We start from the raw sequence: 19,871 nt of genomic DNA on the forward strand, positions 1-19,871 counted from the left end.
CATAGCACCTGCCTCTCCAGTCGATGGCGCATCGGAGCTGTGCCAGGAAGGGCGGGGGATGCCGCCCCTCCTGCAATGTCGATTCAGTTACTTCTTGGCCGGTGGCATCAGCACGCGGTCGACCACGTGCACCACCCCGTTGCTGGCGGGAATGTCGGCTTGAACGACCATCGCATCTTCCACGGTCACGAAGGTGCCGGCGCGCGACAGGGTGATTTCACTGCCTTGCAGGGTTTTCGCCGAGCCAGGCTGGATGTCGGCCGCAGTCAGTCGCTTGGGAACGATGTGGTAGTTCAAGACGGCCTGGAGCTTGGATTTATCGGCCTGGAGTTCTGCCATCGTCTTGGCTGGCACAGCCTTGAATGCTTCATCGGAAGGGGCGAAGACCGTGTAAGGGCCGTTGGCAGCCAGCGTATCCGCCAGACCGGCTTGCGTGGCCAGTGTGCGGAATGTGCTGATGGAGGGGGTTGCCGCCAGCGTGGCGGGAATGGAGCCGGAGGCGCTGGGGCCCGTGGCACAAGCGCTCAGCGTCGCGGCAGTCAGGGCAGCGAGCAAAAAAGGAAAGACGTAGCGGCGGTACATGTTGGTTCTCCGAAGGGTTGCCGACGGGGTCGGTGCGCCGGAGGCTACGCAGCAATGATGACGATTGCGTGACAAATGCGGGCAGCTGTCCCTCTGAAAATCGTGAATGACAGCTTGCAGGAGATGTCACGATGGTGTCATAAAGCGCTTCTAGAGTCGCCTCACTGATTCTTTCAACCAAGAGGTTCCTACATGAAACTGTCTGTGATTCGGATTCTGGTGTCTGGTGTGGTCGCGGCCGGCGCTTTTTCCAGCGCCTGGGCCCAGCAGGAAGCCACGGGTGCTGGCGCGAGTTTCCCCGCACCGCTGTATTCCAAGTGGGCTGCCGACTACAACAAGGCCACCGGCGTCAAGATCAACTACCAGTCGGTGGGCTCGGGTGCCGGCCTGCGCCAGATCGAAGCCAAGACGGTGGACTTCGGTGCGTCCGACGCTCCCCTCAAGGATGACGAACTGGCCAAGAAGGGCTTGCTGCAGTTCCCCACCGTGATCGGTGGCGTGGTTCCCGTGGTGAACATCAAGGGCATCTCGCCCGGCCAGATCAAGCTGAGCGGGCAGGTGCTGGGCGATATCTACCTGGGCAAGGTCACGAACTGGAACGATGCGGCCATCAAGGCGCTGAACCCCGGTGTGAACCTTCCGGACGCCGCCATCGCTCCCGTCCGCCGTGCGGACGGCTCGGGCACCAGCTTCATTTTCACGAACTACCTGTCCAAGGTGAATGCCGAGTGGAAGTCCAAGGTGGGTGAGGGCACCGCCGTGAACTGGCCCACCGGCGCCGGCGGCAAGGGCAACGAAGGCGTTGCTGCTTTCGTGGGTCGTCTGCCGAACTCCATCGGCTACGTGGAATACGCCTATGTGAAGCAGAACAAGCTGAACTACGTACAGCTGCAGAATGCGGACGGCGCTTTCGTGTCGCCGGAAGACAGCGCCTTCAAGGCCGCCGCTGCCGGCGCCGACTGGGCCAAGAGCTTCTATCAGATCCTCACCAACCAGCCAGGCAAGGATGCATGGCCGATCACGGGTGCCACCTTCATCCTGATGCACAAGACGCAGGACAAGCCCACGCAGGCAACCACCTCGCTCAAGTTCTTCGAGTGGGCCTACAAGTCGGGTGACAAGACGGCAGCGGACCTGGACTACGTGCCCATGCCCGACTCCGTGAAGAACGTCATCATCAAGTCCTGGGGTGACATCAAGGACACTTCCGGCAAAGCCGTTTCGCTGAAGTGATCCCATGGTGGCCCGCCGACGCGGGCCACCAGTTCGTTTTTTCTTATGGAAGGCACAGCAGTGTCCAGCACCATGCCAGTACGTCAGTCGTCCTCGATGCCGGTTCGCGCCGAGGCTCCCCGTACCACGCCGCCCCCGCGGTCGCCGCTCCTGTCGGGCGTGATGGCCGATCGGGTTTTCGGCTTTCTCGCCCGCGGTGCGGCCCTGCTCACGCTGGCGCTTCTCGTGGGTATTTTGTTGTCGCTCGTGGTCGGTGCCTGGCCTTCGATCGAGAAGTACGGCCTGACCTTCCTCACGCGCAGCGTGTGGGACCCCGTGCAGAACGACTACGGCGGCCTGGTGATGATCTATGGCACGCTCGCTACATCGTTCATCGCGTTGCTCATCGCCGTTCCCGTGAGCTTCGGCATTGCGCTGTTCCTGACGGAACTCTCGCCCGCCTGGCTCAAGCGTCCCTTGGGCACGGCCATCGAGTTGCTGGCGGCGGTTCCTTCCATCGTGTATGGCATGTGGGGCCTGATGGTGTTCGGCCCCATTCTGGCCACCTGGGTCCAGCAGCCGCTGCAGTCGCTGTTCAGCGGTATTCCTTATCTGGGCGCCCTGGTGTCCGGCCCCCCGGTCGGCATCGGCATCCTTTCGGCCGGGATCATCCTGGCCATCATGATCATTCCGTTCATCGCCGCAGTGATGCGGGATGTTTTTGAAGTCACCCCCGCGCTGCTCAAGGAGTCGGCCTACGGCCTCGGCTCCACCACCTGGGAGGTGGTCTGGAAGGTCGTGCTGCCCTATACCAAGACGGGTGTTTTGGGAGGGGTGATGCTGGGCCTCGGCCGCGCTCTGGGTGAGACCATGGCCGTGACCTTCGTGATCGGCAATATGAACCAACTCAATTCGCTGTCGGTCTTCGAAGCCGCCAACAGCATCACCTCCGCGCTGGCCAACGAGTTCGCCGAAGCCGGCGAAGGCCTGCATCAGGCCTCGCTCATCTACCTGGGCCTGGTGCTGTTTTTCATCACCTTCGTGGTATTGGCCCTGTCCAAGGTGCTGCTGTCCCGACTGCAAAAGAACGAAGGAACCCGCGCATGAGCACGTCGCAAACCCTCATCACGGCCGCTGAAATGGCGCAGGTGCGCCAGCGCCGCTACGACAGCCGCAAGCGTGTGAACAACATCGCCCTGACGCTCTCGCTCGCCGCGATGGTGTTCGGGGTGTTCTGGCTGGTGTGGATTCTCTGGGAGACCATCCGCCTGGGCATCGGCGGACTCAGCCTGGCGCTCTTCACCCAGATGACACCCCCTCCCAACGAGGTCGGCGGCATCTCCAACGCCATCTTCGGCTCGCTCGTGATGGTGTCGCTCGCCACGTTCGTTGGCACCCCCATCGGCATCATGGCCGGTGTGTACCTGGCCGAATACGACACGCGCGGCTGGCTCGCCTCCACGACCCGCTTCGTGAACGACATCCTGCTCTCGGCGCCCAGCATCGTCATCGGCCTGTTCGTGTACGCGGTGGTCGTGGCACGGTTCAAGAGCTTTTCCGCCTATGCCGGTATCCTGGCGCTGGCGCTCATCGTGATTCCGGTGGTCATCCGCACCACCGAGAACATGCTGGTGCTGGTGCCTGCCAGCCTGCGCGAAGCGGCCTATGCGCTCGGAACGCCGAAGTGGAAGGTGATCACCATGGTGACGTTGCGGGCTGCCCGGGCCGGCGTGATCACCGGGGTGCTGCTGGCGGTGGCCCGCATCGCTGGGGAGACCGCACCGCTGCTGTTCACGGCGCTCAACAACCAGTTCTGGAATGCCGACCTGGGCAAGCCCATGGCCAGCCTGCCGGTCACCATCTTCAAGTTCGCCATGAGCCCTTACGAGAACTGGCAGCAGCTCGCCTGGGCAGGGGTGTTCCTGATCACCGTCGCCGTCCTCGGCCTCAATATCCTGGCCCGCGTGCTCACGCGCCAGAAGTAAGCAATACAAGGAAGACACCATGCCCTCCCCAACGCCCGCTGTGTCCGAAACGCCGAAGATCACGGTCCGCGACCTGAATTTCTACTACGGCAAGTTCCACGCCCTCAAGGGCATCAACCTCGATATTCCGGAGAAGAAGGTCACTGCCTTCATCGGTCCGTCGGGCTGCGGCAAGTCCACCTTGCTGCGCACCTTCAACCGCATGTTCGAGCTGTATCCCGAGCAGCGCGCCGAAGGCCAGATCGTGCTGGACGGCGAGAACCTGCTTACCAGCAAGCAGGACGTGGCGCTGATCCGCGCCAAGGTCGGCATGGTGTTCCAGAAGCCCACGCCGTTTCCCATGTCGATCTACGACAACATCGCGTTCGGCGTGAAGCTCTTCGAGAGCCTGAACGCCACCGACATGGACGATCGGGTGGAATGGGCGCTGCGCAAGGCGGCCCTGTGGAATGAAGTGAAAGACAAGCTGCACCAGAGCGGCTCCGGCCTGTCCGGCGGGCAGCAGCAGCGGCTGTGCATCGCGCGTGGCATCGCCATCAAGCCCGAAGTGCTGCTGCTGGACGAGCCATGCTCGGCACTGGACCCCATTTCCACCGCCAAGGTGGAAGAGCTGATTGCAGAGCTCAAGAACGATTACACCGTGGTGATCGTGACGCACAACATGCAACAAGCTGCGCGCTGCAGCGACTACACGGCCTACATGTACCTCGGCGACTTGATGGAGTTCGGCGAAACCGAACAGATGTTCTTCAAGCCGCAGCGCAAGGAAACCGAGGACTACATCACCGGCCGGTTCGGCTGAGGAGCAACAACATGCCCGACAAGCACCTTTCTTCGCAGTTCGACAGCGAACTCAACAGCATTTCCGCCCGCGTCATGGAACTGGGCGGGTTGGTGGAATCGCAGATCCGCCAGGCCATCTACGCACTTTCGCAATTCAGCGTGGAAGCCGCCGACCAAGTGGCTGCCACCGAGCACCGCGTGAACGCGATGGAAGTGGAGATCGACCACGAGCTGTCGTCCATCATCGCGCGCCGCCAGCCAACCGCGCGTGACCTGCGCCTGCTGATCGCCTTCTCCAAGGCCACCGCCAATCTTGAGCGCATGGGCGACGAGGCCAACAAGATGGCGCGCATGGTGAAGTCCATCATCGAAAGCGGCTCTGCCCGGCTGCTGCCCACCAGCGATCTGCGGGTGGCGGCAGATCTGGCCTCCGGCCTGCTGCGCAAGACGCTGGATGCCTTTGCCCGCCTGGACACCAAGGCGGCCGTGGCGATCCTCAAGGAGGATGACCTCATCGACAAGGAGTTCGATGGTTTCGTGCGCAAGCTCATCACCTACATGATGGAAGACCCGCGCACCATTTCGGCCAGTCTGGACCTGCTCTTCCTCGCCAAGGCGATCGAACGCATCGGTGACCATTCCAAGAACGTTGCCGAACTGATCATCTACCTCGTCAAAGGCAAGGACGTACGCCATACTGCACTGGACCAGATCGAGTCCGCGGTGCTTTGAAGGGCGGTGCATAGCCATGAAGAGACTTCCCCGTGTACTCATCGTCGAGGACGAGCCCGCGATCGCCGAACTGATTGCGGTCAACCTGCGGCACAACGGCTTTCAGCCCATCTGGTCGGAAGACGGCGAATCCGCCCAGCGCGAGCTGGACGCGGTGCTGCCCGACGTGATCCTGCTGGACTGGATGCTTCCCGGCCAAAGCGGTCTCACGCTCGCCCGCAAGTGGCGCGCCGATGCGCGCACCAAGCCCATCCCCATCCTCATGCTGACGGCGCGCGGCGATGAGCCGGACAAGGTCGCTGGCCTGGATGCCGGTGCCGACGACTACATCACCAAGCCGTTTTCCACTCAGGAGCTGCTGGCGCGCATCCGCGCCGTGCTGCGCCGCCGTGCGCCCGAACAGGTCAGCGACAGCGTGACCATCGGCGAGTTGACGCTGGACGCCGCCACTTACCGCGTGACCTTCCAGGGGCAGCAACTCAAGATCGGCCCGACCGAGTTCAAGCTGCTGCACTACCTGATGAAGCACCCCGAGCGCGTTCACAGCCGCGCCCAGTTGCTGGACAAGGTGTGGGGCGACCACGTCTTCATTGAAGAGCGTACCGTCGATGTGCACGTCAAGCGCCTGCGGGAGGCCCTGGGCGTGGCCGGTGCCATGGTGGAAACGGTGCGCGGCGCGGGGTATCGCCTCACGGCACAGCCTCCGGCACTGATGCGGGCTTGACGTTCGCTTTGCGGCGCCGGGTGCGCCGCGCCCTTTGACCCGTACTGCACGACATGGCTTGGCGCTTTTTCTTCTTTTTCTCCTTTCAGTTGGCGGGTCTGGCTGTGGGATGGTGGCAGGGCGGACCGTGGGGGGCGATGCTGGCGGCGGCGTTGGCGGCCTGGGTGTGGTTCATCTGGGATTTGTTGCGCGGCGCGCGCGTTGTGGCGTGGCTGCGTGAGGGCGATCTGGCCCGGGCGCCCAACCTGCGTGGCCTGTGGGGCGAGGCGGCCGATCGCGCGCGGCGGCTGCTGCGCCAAAGCCAGGCGGAAGTGGCCGCGAGCGACGCACGGCTGCAGGAAATTCTGGCGGCGCTCCAGGCCACGCCCAACGGCGTGGTGCTGCTGGACGGTGAGGGGCGCATCGAATGGTGCAATCACATTGCCGCCAGCCAGTTCGGGTTCGACGCGCAGCGCGACGTCATGCAATCCATCGGCAACCTGGTGCGCGATCCGGACTTCAGCGCCTACTACTCCAGCCAGGATTTCTCACACGATGTCGTGCTGCAGGGCCGCGACAGCACGGCCTCCCGGCCGGTGCGCATTTCGGTGCACCTCCACCCCTATGGCGACGGGCGCAAGCTGCTGCTGTCGCGCGACGTGACGGCGCTCGAGCAAGCGGAAGCCATGCGCCGGGATTTCGTCGCCAACGTGTCGCATGAGATCCGAACCCCGCTCACCGTCTTGACCGGCTTTGTCGAGACGCTGCAAACGCTGCCGCTCTCCACCGAAGAGCGCTCGCGCTACCTGGGCATGATGTCTCAGCAGGCAGCACGCATGCAAAGCGTGGTGCAGGACCTGCTGACCCTGTCGCGGCTGGAAGGGAGCCCGTTGCCCGGCATCACCGAATGGACACCGGTGGAGGTGCTGCTGCGGCGTTGCGAGGACGAGGCCCGCGGCCTGTCCGCCTTGCTCACCCAGAACCAGCCCCGGCCGCACACGATCCAGTTCCCTTCGCTGGAAACCATGCGCGCGGCAGGCCAGCTGGGTGGGGTGCCGGCCGAGTTGCAGAGCGCTTTGTCCAACCTCATCGGCAACGCGGTCCGGTACACCCCTGCCGGCGGCTCCATCACCGTCGAATGGCTGACGCTGGAGGATGGCAGCGCACGCTTTACGGTGCGCGACACCGGCCCGGGGATCGAGGCGGTGCATCTGCCCCGTTTGACGGAGCGCTTTTACCGCGTGGACCGCAGCCGCTCGCGCGAGACCGGGGGCACGGGCCTGGGGCTGGCCATCGTCAAGCATGTCCTGCAGCGCCATTCGGCATCGCTCGACATTTCGAGCACGGTAGGGAAGGGCTCGGTTTTTTCCGTCACCTTTCCTGCGGGCCGGGTGCAGAGCCGTCGCCCGGTCACTGTGCTGGAGGCGGGAGCGGTTGCCCAGGCCTGAGCGCCCTGGCCAGCATCGTGACGAACACCATGGCGGTCGTGATGAGGGCCGCGGCACTGGCCCCCCAGAATGCCGACGGTGATCGAAGGGCCTCCCATCCCAGGGCACCTTCGTAGGCCAGCAGGTAACCGCCGGTCAGTCCGCCGCCCCACAGCAGCACGCAATAGACGACCAGCGGCGCGAGCGTGATGCGGTAGCAGCGAAGGATGAAAACGCAGACCGTTTGCAGCGCATCGGCGACGTGATAGATCGATACCCAGACCAGCAGCGAGGCTGTGAGCCAGGCGACTTGGGCCGAAGACGTGTAGAACGGTGCGATATGCCCTTTTGCTATGAAAAGAATAGCGGCCAAGGCAATACTTATCCCGGCAGAGAGGCGAAAACCCATCCAGGCTGCCGCACGGGCGCGGGATTCGTCGCCCGACCCGCGCCAGAAGCTCACCCGTGCGCTGGTGGCAATGGACAACGACAACGGCACCATGTACAGCACGGCGGTGAGGTTGGACGCGATCTGGTGCGCTGCTGCCGCAATGTTGCCTTGACGGGCGATAAAGAGTGCCATCAGCGTGAATGACGTAACCTCCACCAGAATGGCCAGCCCCGCCGGGACGCCCAATTGGGCGAAGCGGCCGATCTGCGCCCAGTCCGGTTTTTCCAGCCGTCGCCACAGGGCGAGCGGCGCGTACAGCGGCTGGGTGTTCAGCAGCCAGGCCGCCACAACGAGCAACGCGTAGTTGACCACCAGGGTGGCCCAGGCGCAGCCCACTGCGCCCTGCGCGGGAAGCCCGGCACCGCCGAAGGTGAACCAGATCGACAAGGGAATCTTGACCAGCAGCGAACCCACCTGCAGCCAGGTGACCAGCTGGGGGCGCCCCAGCGCCTGGTTGAGCGTGCTGTAGATCCGGAAAAGAAGGGCCGGGGGGAGTGCCAGTGCCAGCACGCCCAGGTAGCTGCCCACCACGGCGCGCAGCGCTTCGGGCACTTGGGTCCACCGCAGGATGGCGCCGGGCGACACCAGCACCACGATGCCCATCGCGCAGGCGATGGCGCACAGGTACAGCGCCTGCCGCACCGTTCGGCCGATGCCTTCCCGTTCTCCCGCTCCGCGCTGCTCGGCCCAGACCGGCAGGAGGGCCTGCAGCGCGCCCATGAGCGCCACATAGATGCTGACGTAGATCGCCGACCCGATCGACAGGGCCGCCAGGGCGGCGGCGGAATGCCGGCCGGCCACGATGGTGTCCGTGACGCCGAACGCCATGACCGCCAGCTGCCCGGCCAGCACGGTGCCGGCATGCCGCGCGATGGTGGCGCGTTCGGACATTACCGCAGCGTGGCCGCGCGCCGCAGCACCAACAGTTGGTCGTTCTTGTCGGTGGGCCGGGGAAGCTGAGTCACTCGCGACCACTCTGGCGGCGAGGCGATATCGCCGCCGGGTGGCTGGGCTTCGCTGTCGGCCACCAGCCACTGGCAATCGGACGCGGCCGGCAGCCGGCGGCCGTCGGTCGGCTGCAGCGAAAGGCCGCCGTGGTACTGGAGCGCCGCCACCTGGGCACGGCTCAGGCCATGGGTGATGATGCAGCCCGGCTGCGGACCCAGCACGGCCATCAGGTTGTTGATCTGCGGGCGGTAGCTGCGGCCGTAGTCGAGCAGCGGCAGCCACAGCGTCATGAGCAGCAGCCAGCCCAGCGTGGCACCGCTGGCAGGCAGCACTAGGCTCTTCCAGATCACGGCCCGGTCGCGCGAGGCGCGCCACCACACGAGAGCGCACCATGCAGCGGTGGCGATCAGCGCGAGGGTGAAAGCAATCGCCGAAAAGTGCGGCACGAACGCGGGAGCCAAACGGGCCACGTTGGCCGCCGGTTTGGACGGCACGCCCGTCTGCAGCGACAGCCAGATCACCCAGATCGTGATGGCGGAGGCACTGAAGAAAAGCAAAGTGAACCAGTCGATCAGCGACGCGATGGCGCGGCGCAGCGTGGGCAGCGCGAACGCCGCCAACGCCGCGAGGGCCGGCAGCCCCAGCAGCAAGGCGCGGTCGGCGGGCTGGGTGGTGATGGTGGCGCCCAGCGTGACCACCGTGAACCACAAAGGCAGCAACAGATGGCGGTGCATGGCGCGGCTGGTGATCTGGTGGCGCCAGCGCCACAGGGTCCACAACGCCAACGGCCAGGCCGGCCACGCGAACCAGGTCAGCAGGCGCAGCAGGCTTTGCCAGTCCTTCGCGCCCTCTGCGCTGCCCACGATGCGCCAGCGCCAGAGGTTCAGCTTCCAGGCCAGCAAGGCGGCCACCACCGTCAGGCCCAGCAAGGCCAGCGCCCAGGTGCGGCTCGAACGCGGTTCGTGGTCGGCTGTGCGCAGCACCAGCAAGGCGCTGCCCGCGCCGAGCAGGGCGGCCATGGTGGGCGCCCCGCTCAACACCAGTCCGATCAGCCCGAGCGCGGCGGCCGCCGTGGGCATTGCGGTCCGATAGGGCAGGGCGGATGCCGCAAAGAACAGCAGGGCGGTGCATGCCAGCTGGGTGAGATAGCTGGTGATCTCGTGCGACAGCTGCGCCAGTCCCAGGCACGCCAGCAGGGCCAGCAATCCACCGTCGGCCATGGCGCGGGCGTAGTCGGCGGGCAGGGCCTCGCCGCCGAATGCAAAAGCCACCGGCTGGGCACCCGGACTTTTTGCCAGGTAGTAAACGCCGTACCAAGTGGCCACGAGGGTGGCTGCCAGCAGGGCAATGAAGGGCAGCCGCGCTGCCATTTCCTGGGAGAGCCAGGAGGGCGCGATCTGCAGGGCCAGCGCCCCCAGCCAATAGGGCAGCAGGCCTTCCGTTTCTGGGGGCATTCCGGCCAGCGAAGGGGACAGCCACGCCGTTGTGCCGTGCGCCAGCTCGAGCATGTAGCCGAAGGCGGTGACGTCGGCGTTCTTCCAGGGGTCTCGCATGACGAACCCAGGCACCACATACGCCAGGCACAGCAGCAAGAGCGCCCAGCGCGGCAGCGGGCGGACTGCGCCTTGGGTGACGATGGCAGGGGTGGGGTGGATCACTCGGCTCGTTCTGGTGACGGAAAAGGACGCCCGAGAATACGGGCAAAAAGACAAAGAAAAAGGCAGCGCGGTCGAGCCGGGCTGCCTTTCTTCAAACGGTGTTGTCGGCCTGCGGTAGCAGGCCGGCTGCCTTGCGGCACCGCAGGCCAGGGCCTGCACACATCGTTGTCCGCCGATTACTTCGCTGCGGTCGTCTTGCCGAAGCGGTTGCGGAACTTCTCCACGCGGCCGCCCATGTTGTCCACGGACTTTTGCGTACCGGTGTAGAAGGGATGCGATTCGCTGGAGGTGTCCAGCTTGAACAGAGGCAGTTCGCGTCCGTCATCGGTCTTGCCCATTTCCTTCGTGTTCACGCAGGAGCGGGTCACGAACTTGAAACCGTTGGACAGGTCCACGAACAACACTTCGCGGTAATTGGGGTGAATGCCTTCTTTCATGGCATGGTCCTTTCAGGGGCTGCTGCGGTAGCCACGCCGCACCCATTGCGTCGCACTTTCCGCGGAAATTAGCCTTGGATTATTGCATAGGCCTGCCAAAGTGAGACCATTGCCATTCCAGAACTTCTCCAAAAGCCACGAATTGCGCCTCCTGCATACCTCCGACTGGCATCTGGGCCAACACTTCATGGGCCAGACACGACAAGCCGAACACCTGGCTTTCATCGACTGGCTGGCGCAGCAGGTTCGCGCACAAGCAGTGGACGCCGTGATCGTGGCAGGCGACGTCTTCGATACCGGCGCCCCCCCAAGCTATGCGCGCGAACTGTACAACCGCTGCGTGCTGGCGTTGCGCGACGCCGGGGCGCAATTCGTCGTGCTGGGCGGCAACCATGACTCCGTTTCCGTGCTCGGCGAAAGCCGCAGCTTGCTCGCGCATCTCAATACCCGGGTGGTGCCGGGCATGGCGGAGCGGCCCGAAGACCAGGTGCTGGTGCTTCATACCCGCGCTGGCGTGCCGGGAGCCGTGCTGTGCGCCGTGCCTTTCTTGCGTCCGCGGGACCTGTTGCTGAGCCAACCTGGGCAAAGCGCGGCCGACAAGCAATTGGCGTTGCAGGCATCCATCCGTGCCCATTACCAGGCCTTGCATGCCCTGGCCGTCGAGCGCAGCGCCGCACTGGGCGGCTTGCCCATCGTGGCGACGGGGCACCTCACCACCGTTGGCGCCAGCGCCAGCGAATCGGTGCGCGAAATCTATGTGGGCACGCTGGAAGCCTTTCCCACCAACGCGTTTCCACCGGCCGACTACATCGCCCTGGGCCACATTCACCAGCCGCAAAAGGTCGGAGGGCTGGAGCATGTGCGCTATAGCGGATCGCCGATACCGCTGAGCTTCGACGAGGCACGCCAGCGCAAGGAGGTGCTGCTGGTCGATTTCGACCTGGCGGGCCTGAAGTCCGTGACGCCGCTGCCGGTCCCCTGCTTTCAGCCGCTGGCCAGTGTGCGCGGCCGCCTGGGGGAACTGCCGACGGCATTTGCCGAAGCTGCCAGCCGTGGAAGCGATTCGTTGCCGGTGTGGGTCGAAGTGGAAGTGGCCCATGACGACTACCTTGCCGATCTGCAGGTGCGCGTGGCCCAGATGGCGGAAGGCCTGCCGATCCAGATCCTGCGTGTGCGCAGGGCCCGCAATGTGCTTCCCACCGTGCTGGATGCCGCTGCGGGAGAAACCCTCGATGAACTGGGCCCCGCAGAGGTCTTTGCCCGCCGACTGGCGGCCCAATCGCTAGAACCGACACTGGAGGAGCGGCTTTCGGCGCTGTACCGGACCGTCCTGGCCGACCTGCAGGAAAGGCCCGCGCCATGAGAATCTTGAGCCTGCGCCTGAAGAACCTGAATTCGCTCAAAGGCGAATGGCGCATCGACTTCACCGCGGCACCCTTTGCGGGCAACGGCCTGTTCGCCATCACGGGCCCCACCGGGGCGGGCAAGACCACCCTCCTCGATGCGATCTGCCTGGCGCTTTACCACCAGACGCCGCGGATCGCTGGCGTGTCCCAAGGGGGCAACGAGGTCATGACCCGGCACACCGCGGAATGCCTGGCGGAAGTGGAGTTTGAAGTTCGCGGCGCCCGCTACCGGTCGTTTTGGAGCCAGCGCAGGGCACACGGCAAGCCCGACGGGGCCTTGCAGCAAGTGCAGGTGGAATTGGTGGCCCAGGTCCGCGGCGAACGCGAAGGCGATATCTTGACCACCAGGGTGCAGGACAAGCTGCGCCAGACGGAAGTGCTCACCGGGCTCAATTTCGAGCGTTTCACCCGGTCCATGCTGCTCGCGCAGGGCGGCTTTGCGGCCTTCCTCGAAGCCAGCGCTGGCAAGCGTGCGGAGTTGCTGGAGGAGTTGACGGGGACCGATATCTACGGGCAGATTTCGCAGCGGGTGTTCGAGAGTGCGCGGGACGCGCGCACAGTGCTGGAGCAACTGCGGGCCCGTGCCGGCGGCGTGGAGTTGCTGGACGAGGCCACGCGCGCCACGCTGGTGGATGAAGCTGGCCGCCTTGCCTTGCATGCGCGGGCACTGCAGGCGCAGCGAGAGGCCGCCGCCCGCGAGCGCCAGTGGCTGGCGGACAAGGACCGTGCCCGGATGCGGCGTGACGAGTCGGTGCGACATCGGGAGCAAGCCCAGGCCGAATGGGATGCCGGTGCCGAAGAACGCCTGCGCCTTGCCGCCAGCGAGCCCGCTGCGCGGCTGCAGCCGGTCCACGCCGCATGGCAGGCCGCGTTGCATGAGACGGTGGCTGTGGTTCTGCAACGGGATGACGCGCAGGTGCGGCATGGTCAGGCGGTGGATCGCTGCGCCCGAGCGCTTCGCCAGGTGCAACGCGACAGCCAGCGCCTGGCCCGGTTGCGCGAAAACGAATGGCAGGATGTCGTGCAGGCCCGCGAGACGCTGTCCCAAGAACTCGCGGCAGTGCCCCAGCACGCCCAACTGGGGGAATGGTTGAGCGGATGGCGCGAGCAATTCGGCGCCCGTGCGCACCGCGTGCAGGCGATGGCCGAAGCCCGGGCGCGCCAAGAAAAACAAGGCAGTGGGTGTCAGGCCCTGGAGGCACAACGCGCCGGCCATGAACAGGCCTGCCAACGTGCTGCTGCGGCCTTGAACCAGGCGCAACAGGAGGCCGAAGCAGCGCGCCAGATCCATGAGCGCCTGACGATGGGGCGTGAAGAATCCGCATGGCGCGATGCCCCGTTGCAACTGCTGGAGCGCAGCCATGCCTGGGAGCGCCTGGGCCAGAGCCTGAGCGCATGGCAGCAAGCCCAATCGCGCCAGTCGCAATGGCTGGCGGCCCAAACGGAGCGGCAGCGGCAGGAGGCGGACGAGGCGCAGGCTGTGCAGTCGCTGCGCGATCGCTATGCCAGCCTGCACCGGCAAGTGCAGGACCAGGAAAAGCTCCTGGCGCAAGAGCAACGCATTCAGGCCCTGGAGTCGCATCGCAGCCATTTGCAGCCGGGCGAGGCCTGTCCGCTGTGCGGATCGACCACCCATCCCGCTATCGAAGCCTACGAGGCGCTGGACGTTTCCGCGACCCAATCCGCATTGGAGACGCTGCGCGCGCAGCGCGACGAGGTGACCGAGCAAGGGCAGGCGCGGCGCTCCCGCCTGGCCGCGCTGCAGGCGCAGAGCGATCAGGCGGCGCAGCAGATCGCCGAGGGAGAGCAGGCCTTGGCACAGTGGCTGGCGCAGTGGCAGGCGTGCTGCGCGGCCAGCGACTGGCCGGTGGATGCCGTGGACGCCCAGGCCATCGCCGATGCCCAGGCCCAGCACGCGGCAGCGCTGGAAGCCGCGCAACAGCAATGGGCGGAGATCGTCCAGGCACGAACGCGGCTCGATGAGACGCTGTCCGCACTGCAACAGGCCGAACAGGCCGAACGCGCGGCCCTGCAGCAGCGGGCCCTGTCGGACAAGGATCTGCAGGCGGCCCGAGAGCGGGCGGATGAGTTGGCGCGGCACCTCCAACAACAGCAGAGCCAGCACGCCGAGGCCGAAGCGGCGCTGGCGGACCAATTGCAAACGTTGGGCTACACGCTGCCCAGCGATGGGGCGGACTGGCTGCAACAGCGTGCGCAAGAACATCGCGCGTGGCAGGCGGCGCAGGCGCGCCTTCAGGCATTGACGGCCAGTGAATCGGCATTGAAACAGGTGGCCGACATGACGTGGGAGGCCGCCCAGCGCTGGGCGGCCGTGGGAGCGCCTGGCACGCAGGCCGAAGTCGATGCCCTGCTGCGGGAAGATGCCGAATCCGGGCCCGAAGACTTGGCACAGGCGGTCGAACAAGCCGAAGCGCTCTGGCGTGCGGCAGAGAACGAGCTGGCCACGCTGCAAGGCATGCTGGAGTCCTTGCAGCGCCGGCATGCCGAGGTGCATGCGGCCCAAGTCCGGGCCGAGCAGGATTGGGTGCAGGCGCTGTTGCTCAGCCCCTTCGCCGATGAAACCGCTTTTCGCGCGGCAGGCATGGGCGAGCCAGAGCGCGAAGCGCTGCGCGCACAGCTGGCGCAGCGGCAGCAGGCGCTGGCCGAGGCGAACGCCCTGCAGGCCGCCGCCAATGCGGCCTTGGCGGAGTTGCAATCCCAGCCGCTCACCGAACGGAGTGCAGAGGATCTGGCCGCGCTGATGGCGCAGTGGGAGGCCGAGCTCACCTTGGCGCAGCAGCAGCAGGGCGCCATCGCGAGCCGGCTGCAAGACGACGCGCAGCGCCGCGATGGCCTGCAGGCGCTGTTGGCACAGATCCAGGCCCAGGAGGCCGACCACGATCTGTGGCAGCACCTCAATGGCCTGATCGGCTCTGCAGACGGCGCTAAATACCGGAAGTTCGCGCAGGGCCTCACCCTGGACCACCTGGTGCATCTGGCGAATCGCCAACTGGGACGGCTGCACGGGCGCTACCGGCTGGGCCGCCGCTCGGTGGGCGAACTGGAGCTGGAGGTGATCGACACCTGGCAGGCCGATGTGGCGCGCGACACCCGTACCCTGTCGGGCGGCGAGAGCTTTCTGGTGAGCCTGGCGTTGGCGTTGGCGCTTTCCGACCTGGTGAGCCACAAGGCCAGCATCGACTCGCTCTTTCTCGACGAGGGATTCGGCACGCTGGATGGCGAAACGTTGGAAACCGCCCTGGATGCGCTCGACACCCTCAACGCCAGCGGAAAGACCATCGGCATCATTAGCCATGTGGAGGCCCTCAAGGAACGCATCCCCGTGCAGATTCGGGTGCACAAGGGCGTGGGCCTGGGCTACAGCGCGTTGGAGCGGCGATTCTCCGTGGGCTGAGCGGGCCGCGGTCCGTTGTACGCAGCGCGCGGCCGGATGAGCTGTCCGCTGTCGCGCTGCTCCAGCGCATGGGCCACCCAGCCGATGGACCGCCCGAGGGCGAACAGGCCGAAGGCCGCTCCTTCCGGAAGCGCCAGATGGCGTCGAAGGGCGACCAGCGCAAAATCGATCGAAGGCCGTTGGCCCGTCAAGGCCTGGGCCTCCGCGATCCAGCGCTGCAAGCATTCGTTGTGCGGCAGCAGTGGGCGCAGCAGGCATTCGGCGCGCACATCCCCCTGCGGATAGAGGTGGTGGCCGAAGCCTGGCAGGTCCTCTCCCCGTGCCAGGCGCTGGCGCAGGCGTTGCTCCGGCGCGGCGTTGTCCAACTCGTCCCAGAGGGCTTCCACGCGTGCGGTGGTGCCGCCGTGCTTGCCACCCGTGAGCGCGGCCAGACCGCCGATCACCGCGGCCCGCAGGCTCGCGCCGGTGGAGGCCACACACCGGGCGGTGAAACTGGAAGCGTTGAGTTCGTGGTCGGCGCAAAGCACGAGCGCCTGGCGCACGAGGTCCGCCCCGTGGTGGTCCAGCCCCCATGCCGCGCCGCATTGTCGATGGATGGCGGCAGGCTGGGGCGCCGTGCCCAGCAGGCACGCGGCCAGCAGCCGCACCAGCGCACCGCATCCTTGCGCCAGCCGCTCTGGCGACGTCTGCCACACAGCGGTGCTGGCGTCCTCGCTGGCCGCGGTAAAGAGCGGTAGCAGCGTTTCTTCGGGCCGGAGCCCGGCCAGGCAGGGCTGCAATGCCGCCATGGCCCGGGGCAACGCAGGCGTGTCGGAGCCGAAAGCCGATTCGGTGGGGCAGCGCCACAGTCGGCCTGCGAGATCTTCCACAGTACAGGCGGCGGCCAGAAGGATGGCGTTTTCTCCACGGTAGTAAAGCTGCCCATCCTCGATCAATGTGATGGAGGACTCCAGCACCGGCAGGCCCCAGTCCAGCGCCGCCTTGACCACCTCCTTCGGCTTGCGGCCTCGCGTGCGCTGGCCTGCGAGCCGTTCCACGTCCTGCTTCAGGTATCGGCTTTCGCGGGTGCTGTCGCCCGCGTGGGCTGGCAGCAGGCCCCGGCTCACATAGGCGTAGAGCGTCTGTCGGGAAACACCAAGGCGGGCGGCAGCGTCAGGGGCGGACAGATAGACGGGCATCATGGCTCCCGGGTAGAAATAGGTTGATGTGAAAATATAAATCAATATTGACAATTTAATGGGTTGATCTAGTCTGATGCATCGTTTTTGAGGCCTGCCATGTCCACCCATTCCTCCGCTCCTTTGCCCCCTTCCGCGTCACTCACCCATTTCGCGCGCACGCTGTGGAAGGGCTTGGGCGGCACAACGGATCCGATGGATGCGCTGTCTTTCACGGGCGCTGGGCAATTGCCATCGGTCTTTCCCGTGACCGACCTGGCCAGTGCCTCGATGGCGGTGGCCGGTCTCGCATTGGCGGAGGTCGCGGCACCTTCCCGCGCACTGGTGCCGCAGGTTCGGGTGGATCGGCGGCTGGCGTCCTTCTGGTTCGGTGGATCGTTGCGTCCGATCGGCTGGGCCCTGGCACCGCTGTGGGATGCCATCGCAGGCGACTACCCAGCTGCGGATGGATGGATCCGCTTGCACACCAATGCGCCGCATCACCGTGCCGCGGCGCTGGCGGTGCTCGGCGGGGTGACGGACCGGGAGTCGGCGGCCCAGGCGGTCGCTGGCTGGTGTGCAAGCGATCTGGAGTCCGCCATCGTGGAGCAGGGCGGTTGTGCCGCGGCCATGCGAAGCCTGGACGAATGGTCGTCTCATCCGCAGGGGCGCGCCGTCCAGGCGGAGCCTTTGCTCCACATGGCCTTTGGCGCGGAGGGGCCTGAGCGCGCCTGGGTGGGAACGGCGCAGCGCCCGCTGCATGGCGTGCGTGTGCTGGACCTAACCCGCATCCTGGCGGGGCCGGTGGCGACGCGTTTCCTCGCCGGCTTTGGCGCCGAGGTCCTGCGCATCGACCCGCCGGGCTGGGAAGAGCCCGGCACCGTGCCCGAGGTGGTTCTGGGCAAGCGCTGCGCGCGCCTGGACCTTCGGCAGGCCGCCGACCGCGCGGTGTTCGAGCATTTGCTGCGCCAGGCCGACGTGTTGGTACACGGGCTGCGGCCAGAGGCCCTGGAGCGGCTGGGACTGGGCGTTTCATGGCGGCGCACGGTCCATCCCGGATTGATCGACGTCTCGCTCGACGCCTACGGGTGGAGCGGTCCGTGGCGCGGACGCCGGGGCTTCGACAGCCTCATTCAGATGAGCACCGGCATTGCCGAGGAAGGCATGCGCCGGACCGGGCGGCAGGTGCCGGTGCCACTGCCCGTGCAGGCCATCGACCATGCCACCGGCTACCTGATGGCGGCTGCGGCCCTGAAGGCGCTGGCGCACCGCCGGCAGACCGGCCGGGGCTGCGAGGTGCGGGCGTCGCTGGCGCGAACCGCCCACTGGCTGGCACAGGCGCCGTCGTCGCTGGACCGGAAGCCGCTGTTGCCCGAGTTTTTGCAAGACCAGTCTCCGGAGATCGAAGCCACTGCCTGGGGGCCGGCCAGGCGCTTGCTGGCGCCGCTGTCCATCGAAGGCATGCCGATGCGCTGGGAGCTGCCTGCACCTGCGCTGGGATCGTCCGCCGCCGCGTGGTCCTGTACTTGAGCGGGGAGGTTGCGGCCTGCAGCAAAAAGCCCCGCAGACCGGATGGCCTGCGGGGCTTTGGGGTGTACACGGGAGCGGCGCAAGCCACCCCATGCGAACGGCAAAAATCAGCCGCCGCGGCGCATCATGTCGAAGAAGTCCACATTGGTCTTCGTCGCCTTCATGTTCTTGATCATGAGTTCCATCGACTCGATCTCGTCCATGTTGTACATGAACTGGCGCAGGATGCGGGTCTTTTGCAGGATCTCGGGCGGCAGCAGCAGCTCTTCGCGGCGGGTGCCGCTCTTGTTGAGCTCGATGGCCGGGAACACGCGCTTTTCGTACAGGCGGCGGTTCAGGTGGATTTCGCTGTTGCCCGTGCCTTTGAATTCTTCGAAGATCACTTCGTCCATGCGGCTGCCGGTATCGACCAGCGCCGTGGCGATGATGGTCAGCGAACCGCCTTCTTCCACCTTGCGCGCCGCGCCGAAGAAGCGCTTGGGGCGCTGCAGCGCAGCGGCATCCACACCGCCCGACAGCACCTTGCCGGAGGAGGGCACGACGTTGTTGTAGGCACGGGCCAGGCGCGTGATGGAGTCCAGCAGGATCACCACGTCCTTCTTCAATTCGACCAGGCGCTTGGCCCGCTCGATCACCATCTCGGCCACGTGCACGTGGCGTGCGGCAGGCTCGTCGAAGGTGGAGGCTATGATTTCGCCCTTCACGGTGCGCTGCATTTCGGTCACTTCCTCGGGGCGCTCGTCAACGAGCAGGACCATGAGGTGAACGTCGGGGTTGTTGGCGGTGATGGCGTGCGCGATGTGCTGCATCATCATCGTCTTGCCGCTCTTGGGCGGTGCGACGATCAGTGCGCGCTGCCCGCGGCCGATGGGGGCGATGATGTCGATGATGCGGCCGGTGATGTTCTCTTCGCCCTTCATGTCCCGCTCGAGCTTCATTTGCTCCTTGGGGAACAGCGGCGTCAGGTTCTCGAACATGACCTTGTGCTTGTTCTGCTCCGGCGGGCCGCCGTTGACGGCATCGAGCTTGGTCAGCGCAAAGTAGCGCTCCCCGTCCTTGGGGGTGCGCACTTCGCCTTCGATCATGTCGCCGGTGTGCAGGTTGAAGCGCCGGACCTGGCTGGGCGAGATGTAGATGTCGTCGGTGCTGGCGGTGTAGCTCGTGTCGGGGCTGCGCAGGAAGCCGAAGCCATCCGGCAGGATTTCCAGCACACCGTCGGCGAAGACCTGCTCACCGGCCTTTGCGCGCTTCTTGATGATCGCGAACATCAGCTCCTGCTTGCGCATGCGCCCGGTGTTCTCGATCTCCAGCTCTTCGGCCTGCTTGAGCACTTCGGACACGTGCAGTGCCTTGAGTTCGTTTAAATGCATGGGGTGACTCCTGAACGGAGCGGATTTGAATCAGGGGGGAGGCCGGGAGCCGGGCTGCCGCTGTTTGCGGACCTC

16 protein-coding genes are annotated in these 19,871 nt (G+C 65.9%); 10 read left to right on the forward strand and 6 right to left on the reverse strand.

Annotation, left to right across the window (positions count from 1 at the left end):
* Window positions 1–87: 87 nt before the first annotated feature.
* On the reverse strand, window positions 88–582 hold the full coding sequence (locus AVKW3434_RS01565; protein WP_284403799.1) for a fasciclin domain-containing protein: 495 nt from the start codon (window positions 580–582) through the stop codon (window positions 88–90).
* A 192-nt stretch (window positions 583–774) separates the two neighbouring features.
* Here AVKW3434_RS01565 and pstS point away from each other — a divergent pair, with 192 nt between their 5' ends.
* The 7 genes from pstS to phoR all read left to right on the forward strand — a co-directional run bounded on the left by pstS (window position 775) and on the right by phoR (window position 7,445).
* Complete coding sequence (gene pstS, locus AVKW3434_RS01570; RefSeq protein WP_272568958.1) at window positions 775–1,815, forward strand: phosphate ABC transporter substrate-binding protein PstS; 1,041 nt, start codon at window positions 775–777, stop codon at window positions 1,813–1,815.
* Window positions 1,816–1,887: 72 nt separating this feature from the next.
* Window positions 1,888–2,901 (forward strand): phosphate ABC transporter permease PstC, encoded by a 1,014-nt coding sequence (pstC, locus tag AVKW3434_RS01575; RefSeq protein WP_272569680.1) that lies wholly within the window; start codon window positions 1,888–1,890, stop codon window positions 2,899–2,901.
* Complete coding sequence (gene pstA, locus AVKW3434_RS01580) at window positions 2,898–3,779, forward strand: phosphate ABC transporter permease PstA (RefSeq protein ID WP_272568960.1); 882 nt, start codon at window positions 2,898–2,900, stop codon at window positions 3,777–3,779. Before pstC ends, pstA begins: the two co-directional genes overlap by 4 nt.
* Window positions 3,780–3,798: 19 nt before the next feature.
* Window positions 3,799–4,581: a phosphate ABC transporter ATP-binding protein PstB gene (pstB, locus tag AVKW3434_RS01585; RefSeq protein WP_272547864.1), complete on the forward strand. Its 783-nt coding sequence runs from the start codon at window positions 3,799–3,801 to the stop codon at window positions 4,579–4,581.
* 11 nt (window positions 4,582–4,592) lie between these two features.
* Window positions 4,593–5,294: a phosphate signaling complex protein PhoU gene (gene phoU / locus AVKW3434_RS01590; protein WP_272547863.1), complete on the forward strand. Its 702-nt coding sequence runs from the start codon at window positions 4,593–4,595 to the stop codon at window positions 5,292–5,294.
* 16 nt (window positions 5,295–5,310) lie between these two features.
* Window positions 5,311–6,018: a phosphate regulon transcriptional regulator PhoB gene (gene phoB / locus AVKW3434_RS01595; RefSeq protein WP_272568962.1), complete on the forward strand. Its 708-nt coding sequence runs from the start codon at window positions 5,311–5,313 to the stop codon at window positions 6,016–6,018.
* 53 nt (window positions 6,019–6,071) lie between these two features.
* Complete coding sequence (phoR, locus tag AVKW3434_RS01600) at window positions 6,072–7,445, forward strand: phosphate regulon sensor histidine kinase PhoR (RefSeq protein ID WP_284403800.1); 1,374 nt, start codon at window positions 6,072–6,074, stop codon at window positions 7,443–7,445.
* Here phoR and AVKW3434_RS01605 read toward each other — a convergent pair.
* From AVKW3434_RS01605 to AVKW3434_RS01615, 3 genes are all read right to left on the reverse strand, one after another.
* Window positions 7,408–8,766 (reverse strand): MATE family efflux transporter, encoded by a 1,359-nt coding sequence (locus tag AVKW3434_RS01605; RefSeq protein ID WP_284403803.1) that lies wholly within the window; start codon window positions 8,764–8,766, stop codon window positions 7,408–7,410. The genes phoR and AVKW3434_RS01605 overlap by 38 nt on opposite strands.
* Window positions 8,766–10,481 carry a hypothetical protein gene (locus AVKW3434_RS01610; protein ID WP_284403805.1) on the reverse strand — a complete coding sequence of 572 codons (1,716 nt, stop codon included), beginning with the start codon at window positions 10,479–10,481 and terminating at the stop codon, window positions 8,766–8,768. Before AVKW3434_RS01610 ends, AVKW3434_RS01605 begins: the two co-directional genes overlap by 1 nt.
* A gap of 176 nt (window positions 10,482–10,657) precedes the next feature.
* The gene (locus tag AVKW3434_RS01615) at window positions 10,658–10,918 is read right to left on the reverse strand and encodes a type B 50S ribosomal protein L31 (RefSeq protein ID WP_272568968.1); all 261 of its coding nucleotides are present in this window, start codon (window positions 10,916–10,918) and stop codon (window positions 10,658–10,660) included.
* A gap of 142 nt (window positions 10,919–11,060) precedes the next feature.
* On the opposite strand from AVKW3434_RS01615, the gene sbcD reads away from it, so the two are divergent.
* Both sbcD and AVKW3434_RS01625 read left to right on the forward strand, forming a co-directional pair.
* Complete coding sequence (gene sbcD, locus AVKW3434_RS01620) at window positions 11,061–12,281, forward strand: exonuclease subunit SbcD (protein WP_284403807.1); 1,221 nt, start codon at window positions 11,061–11,063, stop codon at window positions 12,279–12,281.
* Window positions 12,278–15,739: an AAA family ATPase gene (locus AVKW3434_RS01625; RefSeq protein WP_284403809.1), complete on the forward strand. Its 3,462-nt coding sequence runs from the start codon at window positions 12,278–12,280 to the stop codon at window positions 15,737–15,739. The genes sbcD and AVKW3434_RS01625 overlap by 4 nt, the downstream gene beginning before the upstream one ends.
* Here the strand turns inward: AVKW3434_RS01625 and AVKW3434_RS01630 are convergent.
* On the reverse strand, window positions 15,703–16,917 hold the full coding sequence (locus AVKW3434_RS01630) for a citrate synthase family protein (protein ID WP_284404583.1): 1,215 nt from the start codon (window positions 16,915–16,917) through the stop codon (window positions 15,703–15,705). The genes AVKW3434_RS01625 and AVKW3434_RS01630 overlap by 37 nt on opposite strands.
* Before the next feature lie 99 nt (window positions 16,918–17,016).
* Between AVKW3434_RS01630 and AVKW3434_RS01635 the strand changes: the two genes are divergently transcribed.
* Window positions 17,017–18,426: a CoA transferase gene (locus tag AVKW3434_RS01635; RefSeq protein WP_502869008.1), complete on the forward strand. Its 1,410-nt coding sequence runs from the start codon at window positions 17,017–17,019 to the stop codon at window positions 18,424–18,426.
* 107 nt (window positions 18,427–18,533) lie between these two features.
* Here AVKW3434_RS01635 and rho read toward each other — a convergent pair whose 3' ends face one another.
* A complete protein-coding gene (gene rho / locus AVKW3434_RS01640) occupies window positions 18,534–19,796 on the reverse strand; it encodes a transcription termination factor Rho (protein WP_272547856.1) in 1,263 nt (420 codons plus the stop codon).
* Between the last annotated feature and the right edge of the window lie 75 nt (window positions 19,797–19,871).

The sequence above is a fragment of the Acidovorax sp. SUPP3434 genome (genome assembly GCF_030159015.1).
Classification (GTDB): Bacteria; Pseudomonadota; Gammaproteobacteria; order Burkholderiales; family Burkholderiaceae_C; genus Paracidovorax.

Coding starts and splice junctions, on each gene's coding strand:
- pstS (WP_272568958.1), top strand. CDS start 775: ATGAAACTGTCTGTGATTCGGATTCTGGTGTCTGGTGTGGTCGCGGCC.
- phoU (WP_272547863.1), top strand. CDS start 4,593: ATGCCCGACAAGCACCTTTCTTCGCAGTTCGACAGCGAACTCAACAGC.
- AVKW3434_RS01615 (WP_272568968.1), bottom strand. CDS start 10,918: ATGAAAGAAGGCATTCACCCCAATTACCGCGAAGTGTTGTTCGTGGAC.
- phoB (WP_272568962.1), top strand. CDS start 5,311: ATGAAGAGACTTCCCCGTGTACTCATCGTCGAGGACGAGCCCGCGATC.
- AVKW3434_RS01565 (WP_284403799.1), bottom strand. CDS start 582: ATGTACCGCCGCTACGTCTTTCCTTTTTTGCTCGCTGCCCTGACTGCC.
- AVKW3434_RS01630 (WP_284404583.1), bottom strand. CDS start 16,917: ATGCCCGTCTATCTGTCCGCCCCTGACGCTGCCGCCCGCCTTGGTGTT.
- pstC (WP_272569680.1), top strand. CDS start 1,888: ATGCCAGTACGTCAGTCGTCCTCGATGCCGGTTCGCGCCGAGGCTCCC.
- AVKW3434_RS01635 (WP_502869008.1), top strand. CDS start 17,017: ATGTCCACCCATTCCTCCGCTCCTTTGCCCCCTTCCGCGTCACTCACC.
- pstA (WP_272568960.1), top strand. CDS start 2,898: ATGAGCACGTCGCAAACCCTCATCACGGCCGCTGAAATGGCGCAGGTG.
- pstB (WP_272547864.1), top strand. CDS start 3,799: ATGCCCTCCCCAACGCCCGCTGTGTCCGAAACGCCGAAGATCACGGTC.
- AVKW3434_RS01605 (WP_284403803.1), bottom strand. CDS start 8,766: ATGTCCGAACGCGCCACCATCGCGCGGCATGCCGGCACCGTGCTGGCC.
- rho (WP_272547856.1), bottom strand. CDS start 19,796: ATGCATTTAAACGAACTCAAGGCACTGCACGTGTCCGAAGTGCTCAAG.
- AVKW3434_RS01625 (WP_284403809.1), top strand. CDS start 12,278: ATGAGAATCTTGAGCCTGCGCCTGAAGAACCTGAATTCGCTCAAAGGC.
- phoR (WP_284403800.1), top strand. CDS start 6,072: ATGGCTTGGCGCTTTTTCTTCTTTTTCTCCTTTCAGTTGGCGGGTCTG.